At 70.3% G+C, this 12,610-nt stretch carries 12 protein-coding genes; 6 read left to right on the top strand and 6 right to left on the bottom strand.

The genetic code is table 11. The annotated features are described in order from the left end of the window. Window positions 1-23: 23 nt before the first annotated feature. Window positions 24-1,529 (bottom strand): DUF4127 family protein, encoded by a 1,506-nt coding sequence (locus AB0L65_RS58090; protein ID WP_364265419.1) that lies wholly within the window; start codon window positions 1,527-1,529, stop codon window positions 24-26. A gap of 14 nt (window positions 1,530-1,543) precedes the next feature. Further along, window positions 1,544-2,269 carry a GntR family transcriptional regulator gene (locus AB0L65_RS58095; protein WP_364265421.1) on the bottom strand — a complete coding sequence of 242 codons (726 nt, stop codon included), beginning with the start codon at window positions 2,267-2,269 and terminating at the stop codon, window positions 1,544-1,546. Window positions 2,270-2,376: 107 nt separating this feature from the next. On the opposite strand from AB0L65_RS58095, the gene AB0L65_RS58100 reads away from it, so the two are divergent. Genes AB0L65_RS58100 through AB0L65_RS58125 form a run of 6 tightly spaced genes read left to right on the top strand, consistent with a single transcriptional unit; the run spans window position 2,377 to window position 8,591 of the window. After that, on the top strand, window positions 2,377-3,651 hold the full coding sequence (locus AB0L65_RS58100; protein ID WP_364265423.1) for an ABC transporter substrate-binding protein: 1,275 nt from the start codon (window positions 2,377-2,379) through the stop codon (window positions 3,649-3,651). Then, window positions 3,638-4,540, top strand: a complete 903-nt coding sequence (locus tag AB0L65_RS58105; protein WP_364265424.1) for a sugar ABC transporter permease — start codon at window positions 3,638-3,640, stop codon at window positions 4,538-4,540. Before AB0L65_RS58100 ends, AB0L65_RS58105 begins: the two co-directional genes overlap by 14 nt. Then, window positions 4,527-5,339 carry a carbohydrate ABC transporter permease gene (locus AB0L65_RS58110; RefSeq protein WP_364265426.1) on the top strand — a complete coding sequence of 271 codons (813 nt, stop codon included), beginning with the start codon at window positions 4,527-4,529 and terminating at the stop codon, window positions 5,337-5,339. Before AB0L65_RS58105 ends, AB0L65_RS58110 begins: the two co-directional genes overlap by 14 nt. Next, window positions 5,336-5,989, top strand: a complete 654-nt coding sequence (locus AB0L65_RS58115) for a putative N-acetylmannosamine-6-phosphate 2-epimerase (protein ID WP_364265428.1) — start codon at window positions 5,336-5,338, stop codon at window positions 5,987-5,989. The genes AB0L65_RS58110 and AB0L65_RS58115 overlap by 4 nt, the downstream gene beginning before the upstream one ends. Beyond that, window positions 5,986-6,879 (top strand): ROK family protein, encoded by an 894-nt coding sequence (locus AB0L65_RS58120; protein WP_364265430.1) that lies wholly within the window; start codon window positions 5,986-5,988, stop codon window positions 6,877-6,879. Before AB0L65_RS58115 ends, AB0L65_RS58120 begins: the two co-directional genes overlap by 4 nt. Window positions 6,880-6,896: 17 nt before the next feature. Continuing rightward, entirely contained in the window at window positions 6,897-8,591 is a 1,695-nt protein-coding gene (locus AB0L65_RS58125) for a DUF4434 domain-containing protein (RefSeq protein ID WP_364265432.1), read from the top strand. A gap of 194 nt (window positions 8,592-8,785) precedes the next feature. Here the strand turns inward: AB0L65_RS58125 and AB0L65_RS58130 are convergent, their stop codons facing one another. From AB0L65_RS58130 to AB0L65_RS58145, 4 genes are all read right to left on the bottom strand, one after another. Then, window positions 8,786-10,045 carry an SMI1/KNR4 family protein gene (locus AB0L65_RS58130; RefSeq protein ID WP_364265434.1) on the bottom strand — a complete coding sequence of 420 codons (1,260 nt, stop codon included), beginning with the start codon at window positions 10,043-10,045 and terminating at the stop codon, window positions 8,786-8,788. Between the two features lie 253 nt (window positions 10,046-10,298). Next, entirely contained in the window at window positions 10,299-11,072 is a 774-nt protein-coding gene (locus AB0L65_RS58135) for a TIGR03084 family metal-binding protein (protein ID WP_364265435.1), read from the bottom strand. 405 nt (window positions 11,073-11,477) lie between these two features. Next, the gene (locus tag AB0L65_RS58140; protein ID WP_364265437.1) at window positions 11,478-12,242 is read right to left on the bottom strand and encodes a class I SAM-dependent methyltransferase; all 765 of its coding nucleotides are present in this window, start codon (window positions 12,240-12,242) and stop codon (window positions 11,478-11,480) included. Continuing rightward, a complete protein-coding gene (locus AB0L65_RS58145; protein ID WP_364265439.1) occupies window positions 12,239-12,532 on the bottom strand; it encodes a hypothetical protein in 294 nt (97 codons plus the stop codon). Before AB0L65_RS58145 ends, AB0L65_RS58140 begins: the two co-directional genes overlap by 4 nt. Between the last annotated feature and the right edge of the window lie 78 nt (window positions 12,533-12,610).

The raw sequence follows: 12,610 nt of genomic DNA on the forward strand, positions 1-12,610 counted from the left end.
CAAGCCCCCGAATTCGGGTGAGCTTACTTGATCGTCGGCGATCTCTGAGGCGATCTCTGAAATGAGCCGGTCGAGGGACTGAGGCCGCCGAGGGGAGCGTGCGGGCCGCGCCGCCGGACAAGCGTGAAGTCGATCTCGAAGGATCGGTTCCAGGGGAACGTGACGTCTTCGATCGTCCAGTCCGGGTCGAACCCGTTCAGGATCGGCTGGAGCTGCTCGCGGGCCGCGGCGGCGTCGGGGCCGGTGGCGCGGACGACGGCCTGGTAGCCGTAGTCCTCGGTGAGGCGGTGCAGCAGGAGGCGGCGGGCGGCCGTACGGTCGAGGGTGTGGTCCCTGGCCCCGACGACGGTCGCCACGGCCGCGGCGACCACCGAGCCGATCGTGTTGCCCGCGGTGTTCCAGCCGCCGTAGGCCACCAGGCCGTCCACGAGGCCTTCCGCCTGCAGCGCCGTGATCAGGTCCGGGTCGCCGCCGTTGGTGTGACGGACGTCCGCCAGCGCGACCGGGACGCCGGACTCGCGGACCGCGCGAACCGTCGCGGCGACCGCGGCGGGGTCGGGACCGGGCGGGTTGCCGAACCAGTCGGTACGGGCCGGGTCGGGCGTGTGCAGGACCAGGGCGACATCGGCGTCCTGGCCCGGGGAAGCCACCTGGGCGCCGGCGGCGAGGATCTGCCGTCGCGCGCCCGCGCCGGCCGGCAGGTTCTCGTAGGCGGCGACGACGTCGAGCCCGGCCGGGTCGCCGCTGACCACGCTGATGCGGATCGGGCGGCCGTGCCGGGTCGCGAGCGCGCGGGCGACCAACACCGCGCCGACCTCGTCCGCACCCGGGTACATCAGCAGGGTGCCGACCGGATCGAGGGCCCGGGCCCAGTGCCGCAGCCAGCCCTGCTCGACCGAGCCCGCCGAGTGCACGGCCGTGTCGTCGGCGGTGATGAGCAGCGGGTCGACGACGCCTTCCGCGAGCAGCCGCAGGGCCTCCAGGTTGACGACGTGGTTGCGCAGGCGGCGCAGCTCGAAGTCGGCCCGGATCTCGGCGGGGATCCGGCCGGTGAGCTCGTCGGCGGGCGGCTCGTCGCCGGTGATGTCGGCCAGGTGCGCGCGGTGGAGCAGCCCGCCGTACGCGTGCAGCTCGCGGCCGAACCGCGGCCAGTAGGGCGGCTCCTCGTCGCCGTGGTAGCTGTCGCTGGCTCTGGTGACCAGGGAGACCGCCGAGACGGGCAGGCCGGGCCTGGCCCGGCGGAGCTCGCGCAGCACGCCGAGCCGGTCGAGGACGGTCAGTGTGTCGTCGGCGCTGGTCCTGGACGGGATGAGGCCGCCGTGCACCAGCGTCTCCAGGCAGACCACGGCGGCGTCGACGTCCTGGTCGAGCAGCCAGTCGCCGAGCGGCCCGGCCTTGCCGGGGATCCGCATGGACGGCAGCAGCCCGGCGTCGGGCAGGCTGAGCCGCGCGCCGGCGATGGCCGCGACGTCGGCGGGCAGGCGGGTGTTGACCGGGCGCTCGTCGAGGGGCAGCAGGGCGATGTGCATGGCGGTGGGACTTCCTACTGGGGGTCGCGGTAGATGGTGAGCTGGTAGGAGTAGCGATCTCCCCGGTAGAGCGAGTCGGCGCGCTCGATGGCCCGGCCGCGGGCGTCGAAGCCGGTGCGTTGCACCAGGAAGGCAGGGGAGAAGGGCGGCGCGCCGAGGGCCTGCGCGTCGTCCGGATCCAGCACGGTTGCCTTGATCGTCTGCTCGGCCCGGTGCAGGGTCAGCCCGTAGCGGGCCGACAGCGCCTCGTACAGCGAGCCGTGCAGCTCCTCCGGCCCCAGGTCGTCGGGCACGAGCTCGCCGGGCAGGTAGCAGTGCTCCAGGCACATGGGCTCGTCGTCGGCGGTGCGGACCCGGCGGATGTGCAGGACCTGCGACGACGGGCTGATCTGCAGCGCGTAGCCGATGTCGGCGCCCGCCGGGATCCGCTCGCAGCCGACCTCGAGCGACCCGGGACGCAGGCCGCGCGAGCGCATGTCCTCGCTGAAGGAGGTCAGCTCGACGGACTTGCGGATGCGCGGCTCGCTCGCGAACGTGCCGGACCCCTGGACCCGGTAGACCCGCCCCTCCCGCTCGAGCTGGTCCAGCACCCGGCGCACGGTGAGCCGGCTGACCGAGAACTCCTCGGCCAGGCTCCGCTCGGTGGGCAACTGCGCGTGCGGGGCCAGCTCGCCGAGCAGGAGGTCCACCAGGTGCTGACGGAGTTGCTCAGACTTGGCCGGGGGGCGTTCCGTCTTCATGGCCCAGGAGTCTAACCCAGAATTGGTGTACTCCAATATCTTGACCACCTCCCCTCGGCTGGCCTATACCAATCACAGCAATTACGGCATTTTCCGAGGAGCGAGAGATGAAGATCGTCAAAGTGGGCATGCCCTTAGTGCTCGTTGCCGCGCTGGCGGCCTGCTCCGGCAACGCCGCCGAATCCGGTGGCAAGACGACGATCACGTTCTCCTACCTCTGGTCCGGGCCGGAGGGCGAGGCGATCGAGAAGCTCATCGCCGCCTTCAACGCCGGCCAGAACAAGATCACCGTGAAGGGCGTGTCGAGCCCGGACGCCCAGAAGCAGCTCGCCTCGATGTCCAGCGCCAACGGCACCTTCGACATCTCCGACAACTTCGGCAACACGGTCGGTTCGTGGGCGGCCAAGGGCGTCCTGGCCCCGCTGGACGACCTGCTCAAGGGCCAGGGAGTCGACACGGGCGCGTTCGCGCCCGCCGCCATGGACCAGATGCGCTACAAGGGCCAGACGTACGCGCTGCCGATCGCCGTGCACACGTTCCAGCTCGTCTACAACAAGAAACTGCTCGCTGCGGCCGGGGTCGAGCCGCCCACGACCATGGACGAGCTCGCCGCGGCCATCCCCAAGCTCACCAAGACCGACGGCAAGGGCGCCATCACCCAGCTCGGCCTGGGCAACCCCAGCCTCTCGACCTCCATCACCACGCTCGGCTACGCCTACGGCGGCGCCTGGGACGGCACCGAACCGGCCAACCCGGCCCCGACTCCCGGTGACCCCGGCAACCTGGCGGCGCTGAAGTTCTGGCAGGACAACATCACCAAGAAGTACGGCGCCGACAAGATCAGCGCGTTCAAGGCCGGGTGGGGCCAGTACATGTCGGCCCAGGACCCCTTCTACACCGGCAAGGTCGCCATGGTCATCGACGGCGAGTGGCAGGCCGTGTCGATCCCGAAGAACGCGCCCGGGCTCGAGTGGGGCGTCAGCCCCATCCCCGTCGCCCGCCCCGACCTCGACGGCACCACCCAGCTGACCGCGAGCACGCTGTTCATCCCGGCCAACTCCAAGCACCGGCAGGCGGCGGCCGCTTTCCTGACGTACATGGTCTCGGAGAGCGCGGCGCGCGAGCTGAGCCTCGCCCTGGGGAACCTGCCCGCCCGTACGGGCCTGGCCGGCGACCCCGCGTACGCGAAGATCGCGAACTTCGACGCCTGGCTGGCGGCGATGAAGTCGCCCAAGGTCCGCTCGCTGTCCAGCGCGCCGTACGCCGCCGAGTACGCCACCGACCTCGAGAGCGCCTTCGACTCCGTCGCCAGGGACACGGCGACGCCCGAGGAGGCGATGGCCAAGGTGGCCGGCCGGGCGTCGGGTTATGCGAAGGGCTGAGGGGAGGGGGCTGGTCAAGGGGCTGGCGTTCGCCTCCCCCTTCCTGATCGGGTTCGCGGTGTTCATCGCGTACCCGATCCTGGCCTCCTTCCGCTACAGCTTCACCGACTTCAACCTGTTCCAGGCCCCGCAGGGTGTCGGCCTGGCCAACTACACGAGGATGCTGGGCGACGAGCGGCTGTGGCAGAGTCTGGGCAACACGCTCTACCTCACCGCGCTCGGCGTCCCGCTGACCATCGGGATCGCGCTGGCCGGGGCGCACGTGCTCAACCTGCCGGTGCGCGGGCAGCCGCTGTTCCGGGCGCTGGTCTACCTGCCGACGATCGTGCCGGTCGTGGTCGGCGGCTACCTGTGGCGGTGGCTGCTCAACGCCCAGTACGGATTCGTCAACTGGGGGTTCGGCCTGCTCGGGCTGCCCGCCCCGCTGTGGCTGGAGAGCCCCGACTGGTCGCGGCCCGCGATCGTGCTGATGTCGCTGTGGACGGTCGGCGGCACCATGGTCATCTATTTGGCGGCGCTCAAGGACGTGCCCGCCGAGTTGTACGAGGCCGCGGCCATCGACGGGGCCGGGACGTGGCGCCGGTTCCGGCACGTCACCTGGCCGATGTTGTCGCCGATCACGCTCTTCCAGGTCATCGTCACCTTCATCGGATTCCTGCAGATCTTCGCGCAGCCGTACCTGCTCACGCAGGAGCGCCTCAACACCAGCAGCGGCGGCCCGGGGGACACCATGCTCAGCTACTCCATGTACCTGTTCCAGAACGCGTTCGTGTTCCTGAAGATGGGCTACGCCTCGGCCATGGCGTGGGTGCTGTTCCTCGTCACGCTGATCATCACGGCCTTGCTGCTGCTGAGCTCGCGCGGGTGGGTGCACTATGGTTCGCGCTAACGGCCGGCGGCTGGCGGTCGCCGGGCTCGTGCTGCTGTTCGTCTTCCCGTTCCTGGCGATGCTGAGCACGGCGTTCAAGCTGCCCGGCGACATCTTCCACGCGCCGCCCCGGCTGCTGCCGGCCGAGTGGACGTGGGACAACTTCGCCGCCGCCTTCGAGCAGATCCCGATCTGGCGTTACCTCGGCAACACGCTGTTCATCTCGGCCGCCAACGTGATCGGCACGTTGCTGGCCTGCCCGCTGGTCGCCTACTCGCTGTCGAAGGTGACGTGGCGTGGGCGCAGCGCGCTGCTGGCCGTGGTGCTCGCCACGATGATGCTGCCGCCGCAGGTCACCATGATCCCCGTCTACCTGCTGTGGAACGGGCTGAACGCGGGCGACACGTACTGGCCGCTGATCGCCCCCGCCTTCTTCGGCACGCCGTTCCTCATCTTCATGATCCGTCAGTTCCTGATGAGCGTGCCGAACGACCTGATCGCCGCCGCCCGCCTCGACGGCGCGAACGAACTGCGCATCTACTGGTCGATCGTGCTGCCGCTGGCCCGTCCCGCGCTGGTGACCTCCGCGGTCTTCCAGTTCGTGTGGACGTGGACGGACTTCCTCAACCCGCTCATCTACCTCAACGACAGCGAGAAGTACACCTTGTCCATCGGTCTGTACGCCTTCTTCGCCGAGCACGACGTCGCCTGGGGGCCGCTGATGGCCGCCTGCGTCATGTTCACGATCCCCGCCCTGCTGATCTTCATCGCCGGTCAGCGCTACTTCGTGGGCGGCGTCTCCACGGGGGCACTCAAGTGAACGAGCTGCGCGGCGGGCTGGTCGTCTCCTGCCAGGCTCCGGCCGGGCATCCGTTACGCGATCCCGAGGTGATCGCCCGGCTGGCCGAGTGCGCCGTGCTCGGCGGGGCGGCCGGGCTGCGGGTCAACTCGGCCGAGGACGTCGCCGCGGTGCGCCGCCGTACGACATCGCCGGTCATCGGCCTGCACAAGGTCAGGCACGGCCACCGGGACGTGATCACGCCGACGCTGGAGCTGGCGGCCGGGCTCGCCGAGGCCGGCGCGGACATGATCGCCGTGGACCTCACGCCGGAGACCCCCGGGCCGGGGCTGAAGCTGATCGAGGAGATCCACGCGCTGGGCCTGCCCGTCATGGGGGACGTCTCGACCCTCGACGAGGGCCTGGACGCCTGGGCGGCGGGCGCGGACGTCGTCGGCACCACGCTGTCCGGCTACACCGCCCGCCAACTGCCCACGCCGCACGACCCCGACCTGCACCTGGTCGGCGCGCTCGCCTCGCGCGGGGTGCGGGTGATCGCCGAGGGCCGCTACCGCACCGAGCACCAGGTACGGCAGGCGTTCGCGGCAGGCGCGTGGGCCGTCGTGGTCGGCGGCGCGATCACCGACCCCATCTCCATCACCCGGCGCCTGGCCGCCGCGGCATCGCGATGACGCCGCTCGCGCTGGCCGTCGACATCGGCGGCACCAAGATCGCGGCTGGGCTCGTGGCGGCGGACGGCACGCTCGTCGAGCACCGCAGGACGGCCACCCCCGCCGGTCCGGAGATCCTCGAGACCGTCTTCGAGCTCGCCCGGCCGCTGGTGAAGCGGGCCGCGGTCTGCGGGATCGGCACCGCCGGCACCGTCGATCCGCAGGGCCGCATCGCCTCGGCGACCGACCTGCTCACCGGCTGGGCGGGCACCGACGTCAAGGGCGCCGCCGAGCGCACGCTCGCGCTCCCCACGGTCGTCCTGAACGACTGCCATGCCGCCGGCGCCGCCGAGGCACGGGCCGGGGCCGCCCGCGACGCCCGTACGGCGCTGGTCGTCGCCATCGGAACGGGCATCGGCGGCGCGGTGTGCGTCGAGGGCCGGGTCCGGACGGGGGTCTCGGGGACCGCGGGCAGCATCGGCCACCTCCCCGCACCGACGACCGCGGGCGTGCGATGCTCGTGCGGAGCGCTCGACCACATCGAGGCACACGCGTCCGGGCCCTCGATCGAACGCGCCTACCGGGAGGAGACCGGTCAGGCGCTCTCGCTCGACGCGATCGGCCGGCTCAGCTCCCACGTGATCACCGACGCGGCGACGCTCCTGGGCCGCGTGCTGGCCGGCGCCGCCAACCTGATCGACCCCGACGCGATCGTCATCGCGGGCGGGGTCTCGATGCTCGGCCCGGCGCTGCTCCGGCCGATGGAGGCCGCCTACCGCGCCGAGACCCTGCCGGGCCCGTCCGCCGCACCGATACTCCCGGCCTCACTCGGTGCGGACGCGGGGCTGGTCGGCGCGGGCCTGGAAGCCCTGTCCCATCTCGAGAACGGATCGTCATGCGCCGCGTTCTAGCCGTCTTATCCCTCGTCATGAGCCTGCTGGCCGTCGCGGGCCCCGCCGGTGCGGCCACGTGCGCCGCCACGCCGCGTTTCGCCGGGTCGTTCCTGCAGCCCGGCCTCGGCGACACCTGGACCTCCGCCACCTGGGACCAGGAGCTCGGATACCTGACCCGCGCCTGCATGAGCCAGCTCGTCCTGCAGTGGACGGCCGACAGCAAGGCCGGGACGGCCGTCTATCCATCCGCGCTCTACGGCCAGTCCACGACGACCGACGTGGTCGGGGCCGCCCTCTCCGCCGCCGACCGCGCGGGCATGACCGTCTACCTGGGCCTCCAGGTCAACGACGACTGGTGGAACACCTACGCCAACGACCCCGCCTGGCTCGACAACGAGGCCACGATCGCCAACAATCTGGCCGACGACCTGTGGGCGAAATACCGGACCCACGCCTCGCTCGCCGGCTGGTACCTGTCGTTCGAGGTCGACAACTGGAACTTCACCACGACCGCGAGCCAGAACGCGATGGCCGCCTTCTACAAGAAGGTCGCCGACCACCTGCACGCCCTCAGCCCCGGCAAGCCCGTCGTGATCTCCCCGTTCTTCAACACCGCCGGCGGGCTCACCACCGCGCAGTGGCAGAGCATGTGGACCACGATCCTGGCCACGAGCCCGATCGACGTGATCGCCCTGCAGGACGGCGTCGGCGCGGGACACGCCACCGCGGGCCAGCTCGCCGCCTGGTTCGCGGCCACCAAGAACGCGATCACCGCCGCCCGGCCCGCCACACAGCTCTGGGCCGACAGCGAGACCTTCAACCTCGACTTCCAGCCGATGTCGATCAAGGGCGTGGTCGACGACCTCCAGGCCGTGCAGCCGTACGTGAGCTCCTACTGGAGCTTCTCCTACGACCACTACCAGAGCCCCCTGCAGGTCGCGCCCATCTACGACCGGACCTACCGCGACTACCTGGCCACCGGGTCCGTCGAGTCGACCGCGCCCACCGCGCCCTCCGGGCTGACCGCCACCGCCACCGACCCGCTGACCGTCACGCTCTCGTGGAGCGCCGCGACCGACGCCGTGGGCATCGCCGGATACCGGATCACCAGGAACGGCACGCTGGTCAAGACGTTGTACGGCACGGCCACCACCTTCACCGACGCGGGGCTCGACCCGTCCACGGCCTACACCTACACGCTGCGGGCCTTCGACGCGGCCGGCAACCAGTCGGCCGCCAGCGGCTCGGCCTCCGCCACGACCCCGGCCGCGCCGAGCAACCCGGTCAACCTGGCGGCGGGCCGGCCGTACACGGTGTCGCTCGCCGCCTCCCCCTCCTATCCCGACGCCGGCGGGGAGTTGACCGACGGCGCGTACGGCACGGCGTCGTACGGCGACGCCGCCTGGCAGGGCCGCAACACCGGCGCCGCCTACTCGATCACCGTGGACCTCGGCGCACAGAAGACGATCAAGGAGCTGCGCAGCGACTGGCTGCAGACCAAGAGCGTCTACATCTTCTTGCCGAAGAAGGTGACCTACGAGGTGTCGGCCGACGGATCGTCGTACACGGCGGCCGGTTCCGTGGCCGCCCCCGCGGCCGGGGACGCCGACCAGGCCCGCACGTACCGTCTCCTCGGGCTGAACACCACCGCCCGCTACGTCCGGATCACCGTCGAGCCGGCCAGTAGCGCCTGGTCGTTCACCGACGAGGTGGAGGTGCGCACCACCTAGCCGGACCAGCCGCATGGATTCCCCGGCTACGACCGCGCTCGGCCGGTTGCTCCTTGACGGCGGACGCCATGGCCGCCGTCAAGGAGCAACGACTGAGGGAACTCGTGGACACCTACGCCGCCGTCGCCGACCCGCCGCAACAACGCCCTCACCTGCTCAGCGGCCCTGGAAGAGCCCCTCACCCAGGCACCGGATCAGGCTGTCGGCGAAGGCGGCTCGTCATGAACGGTGACCCAGTCTGTTGAGAGCGGCCACTCGCGTTCGGGGCGGCGGGGGTGGATGCCGACGACGGCCAGCGGTGGCAGGTCGTCGAGTTCCGACAGCTCCCGCCATTGGTCCTGGGTCACCTCCAGGTACCGCAGTCCCTTCAGCTCGGTCACCGTGGCGATGTCGGCGACGGATGCCGCCGCGATGTCCAATGCCCACAGGTTCGGCACCGTACGGAGCGGAGCCAGTTCGACGGGTCGCGCGCAGGTGACCGACAGCGAACGCAGCTCCCGGTTCCGGGCCGGCGCCGTCAGGTCGGGCGACTCCACATCGAGCTCCAGATACTCCACCGGACGGTCGCCAAGTGGGGTCAGATCGGGCGAACCCTTGCTCGACAGCGCCAGCGAACACACGTCGGGCACCGCGGCGAGGAACGCGCAATCCCCTGCGTCCACCACCCGGACCTCCTGCACATGTGGACCGGCCTGCATGGCCTGCGCGAGGGAGGGCCGCCTGTCGCTGTACGTGGAGTGCTCGCCGGGCAGATCCGGCAGGTCCGCGTCGATCCACAGGCTCCTGTCGTGATGGCGGTAGTCACCGCGTTCCAGCGCTTCCACCAGACGGCGCAGGAACGTGGTCACCGAGTCGGTGACGTACGTCGGCCCGTTCGTGTAGTCGACACCGACCTTGATGACCTGTCCGGGACGACCGTTCGGCCCGGGATCCAGGTCCACGGCGAGCCAGTTGCCGCCGGTGTCGAACGCGAACCGGATCCAGCCCGGACGCAGCGGCGACCTGCGGACGGTATCCGGGGGCTGGGTATCGAACACCGTCTGGCGCCAGGGTTCGTACTGCCATTCCCGCGCGATGTCGAGCCACTCGTCATCCTGGTCGCCGAGCTCGGAAAGAGGGAGCCACTCGTGCCGGTCGAACAGCGGGTTGATGAGGTCACCGTCACCGTCGGCGAGGCCGTACAGCGCGCGGAGGTCTGGAGGCAGGACAACGCCGAGCTTCTCCTCCACCGCGGAGAGGTCCTCCTCGCTCGCGGGCTCGGGGAGTTCCTCCTCGTATCCGAGGATCTGCGCCATCAGCCGCCGGTAGTGGTGGAAGAGCCGTACGGCCTCGTCCGGATCACCAGCGGGAACCGCATACTCAGGCCCCTCCTGCTCGTCACCCCGATCGGGCGGAACGAAGTCCTCATCGATCACATAAAGGGACGGCGGCTTCTGCCGGGAGGATGTCGCCATGCCACCGCAACCTAGCACCGCCCATGCCCAGGTGCGTCCCCGTGCATGGGGAGCCGTACGGCGACACCGACTCGCGCCACGGAGGCAATTCAGGAAGGCGCGGTCGCGTGCTGCGGCGGAGGCGTCGGTGATGCGCCCGCGATCGCTTTGCGAAAGCTAGCGTGGCAGGTCGTCTCGGCGTCGTGCGAGATGCGCGCCACGCAGTGCCGCCCGGTCTGCGACGGGGCGGCACCGGCCGAGGCCGCGCCCAGCGTCAGAGGAAGACGCGAGCGATGTCAAGCCACTTCTGCGCATCATCGCCGACTGCCGTGAGGTCGGTCTGGGCTCGGGACCTGCGGTGGGTGACGCGAAGGCAGAAGTCGAGGGCACTGCCCTGAACCCGTTGCACGGCATCTTCTGGGCCCCATGCCCAGTTTTGGCCGTCGGGGCCGGTCAACTCGACACGGAACGGCTCTGCCGGAACAGGCAATTGGGCAGCATAGAACGACAGCTCTCGCCCCACCACTCCCAACGCGGCCACATGCCGGAGCCGACTCGTCGGACGGCGTGAGACACCCAGCGCATCGAAAACGTCCTGCCCGTGAGCCCACGTTTCCATCAGGCGAAGCGGCACCATAAGCGCTGTGGTCAACTGCGAGCCGTACCACGGAAACCCATGGTCCCGGGGAACGTCACGTAGCGCCGCCGCCACCTCGGTTCGACCGGCGCGCCATTGTTCCAGCAGCGCCGATCGCGGTTTGGCTGCTCCCGCGGCGGCGTCGAGATCAGCGTATTGGCTGCCTGCGGCTTCCGCCTGCTTCAGCACAGCGTCGAACGCCTCCGGGGTTCGAATAGCGATGAGGACGTTGGCATCAGCTGAAGCAAGATGAGCGATCTGGTGGGCGATCGTCCACCCCGCCGCCGGAGTAGGTTTCGACCAGTCGGCCTGCGCTGAGACCAGGGCGTCAAGCTCATCCCCTTCAGCCACCAGGTCGGGCAGAGCAACGTCGAGCTCAATGCCGGACATATCAAGGCCGTAGTTCAACATCGGTGCCACCTTCACACATTGACGGCAACGGGTTCGTCCCGTTCGGACGGGTAAAGTGTTGATCTAGCGTTGTCAGGCTATCTGAGGTTGATCAAGGCAAGCCGAACTATCGCGTAGGCCAGATGGAAGCGACGTCCTGATCCGGGCGAGCGTCCATCGTCGGTCCTCCCAGCCGGCCCCCTGGCCAGGTCGGCCTCCACCTGCGTGAACTGCTTCTGGCTGAGCCTCGGCAGCGACGCCGGCCCCTGCGACCGCGGAGCGCCCTCGTTCCACGTCCGCCGCTCGCCGTCCGAATCGACCGAGACGCCGCAGCCCAACCCGCCCGGGGCCATGGCACATGACGTGTCGGGGTGTCGTTGAGGCTCCCCGCCAGAACGGGGCGGCGCTGCGTGATGCGCACGCTCCCTAGGGCATTCCGGGAGGGACGGGCTCCGCCGTATCGCGCCGCGCCACGAACACGAACTCCCTGCCCGGCCGGTCGGGTGCGTCGCGTACGTCCTCGACGACGAAGCCGTGCTCGTGCAAGTCCCGCTCGATCTCCGTACGTTCGCGGAAGCGAAGTGTCGATTCCGAGGTCAGTACGTCCCCGTCCGCGGCGAACACGTGCGTACCCCGGAAGCTCACCAGCGGCAGGCTCACGTCCGTCAGCTCGGCCCAGGTCTCGACGTGGCCGACGCCCGGGATGTCCGTCATGCGGTACGTGGTCTCGCGCGTCCACTCCGCCCACTCCTCCCACACGCGCTGCGCCGGATCGCGCGTCTCGAAGACAAGCCGCCCGCCGGGCCGCAGCGCCTCGTACGCGCCGCGCAGCGTCGTACGCCATGCCTGCGGATCGGCGATCGCCTGGGCGACGTTCCCGGTCATCGTCACCAGGTCGATCTGCATGGCCGGCAGGTCCCCCGCGTCGCCGTCGAGCCAGCGCACCCGCTCCGCGCCCGGCTTGCCACGCGCGACGTCGACGGACGCCCGCGCGGGATCGATCCCGGTGACCGTAATCCCGCGCTCGGCGAGCAGCAGCGCGAACACGCCCGTACCGCACCCGATGTCCAGCACGGACCGCGCGCCGAACTCCTCCGCCATCGCGAGATACGCGTCGAGATCGCTGCGGTCCGGATCGAGTGGGTCGTAGATGGCGGCGAGGCGTGGATGCCCGAAATTTGCGTCAATCATGGCGGCGAACGTATGTGGCCCCGAGCCCGCGCGGCCACTGCTTTTTTCGGGTTACGGCGCGAAGCGGGCACGGCGAAGTGCGCCAGCAGGGGAGCCAGGTCGCCGCCCAGGACGAGCCGCCCCGCGAAGCACGCCGCCGCGAGATCCGCCGCGAACTCCGGCGGCAGCCCGGCCTTGTCGAACTCGAAGACCGACCGGCTCGCGTCGAACTCCGGCACCGGCTCCTCCAGGTCGAAGATCGGGCAGTCCCAGACGACCGGCTCGGCGCCCCTGAGGGCGGCCGGGTTCATCCAGGCGGTGTCCTGCGCGAAGCCGAGCTCGTTGATGAGGTTGCCGCCGAAGAACGTCGCATAGACGGCGTCGGCGTC

Origin of the sequence: Nonomuraea sp. NPDC052116 (assembly GCF_040680035.1) — a bacterium.
Taxonomy (GTDB): domain Bacteria; phylum Actinomycetota; class Actinomycetes; order Streptosporangiales; family Streptosporangiaceae; genus Nonomuraea; species Nonomuraea angiospora_A.

Coding starts and splice junctions, on each gene's coding strand:
- AB0L65_RS58120 (WP_364265430.1), top strand. CDS start 5,986: ATGACGCCGCTCGCGCTGGCCGTCGACATCGGCGGCACCAAGATCGCG.
- AB0L65_RS58125 (WP_364265432.1), top strand. CDS start 6,897: ATGAGCCTGCTGGCCGTCGCGGGCCCCGCCGGTGCGGCCACGTGCGCC.
- AB0L65_RS58095 (WP_364265421.1), bottom strand. CDS start 2,269: ATGAAGACGGAACGCCCCCCGGCCAAGTCTGAGCAACTCCGTCAGCAC.
- AB0L65_RS58090 (WP_364265419.1), bottom strand. CDS start 1,529: ATGCACATCGCCCTGCTGCCCCTCGACGAGCGCCCGGTCAACACCCGC.
- AB0L65_RS58140 (WP_364265437.1), bottom strand. CDS start 12,242: ATGATTGACGCAAATTTCGGGCATCCACGCCTCGCCGCCATCTACGAC.
- AB0L65_RS58100 (WP_364265423.1), top strand. CDS start 2,377: ATGAAGATCGTCAAAGTGGGCATGCCCTTAGTGCTCGTTGCCGCGCTG.
- AB0L65_RS58110 (WP_364265426.1), top strand. CDS start 4,527: ATGGTTCGCGCTAACGGCCGGCGGCTGGCGGTCGCCGGGCTCGTGCTG.
- AB0L65_RS58130 (WP_364265434.1), bottom strand. CDS start 10,045: ATGGCGACATCCTCCCGGCAGAAGCCGCCGTCCCTTTATGTGATCGAT.
- AB0L65_RS58105 (WP_364265424.1), top strand. CDS start 3,638: ATGCGAAGGGCTGAGGGGAGGGGGCTGGTCAAGGGGCTGGCGTTCGCC.
- AB0L65_RS58135 (WP_364265435.1), bottom strand. CDS start 11,072: ATGTTGAACTACGGCCTTGATATGTCCGGCATTGAGCTCGACGTTGCT.
- AB0L65_RS58145 (WP_364265439.1), bottom strand. CDS start 12,532: ATGAACCCGGCCGCCCTCAGGGGCGCCGAGCCGGTCGTCTGGGACTGC.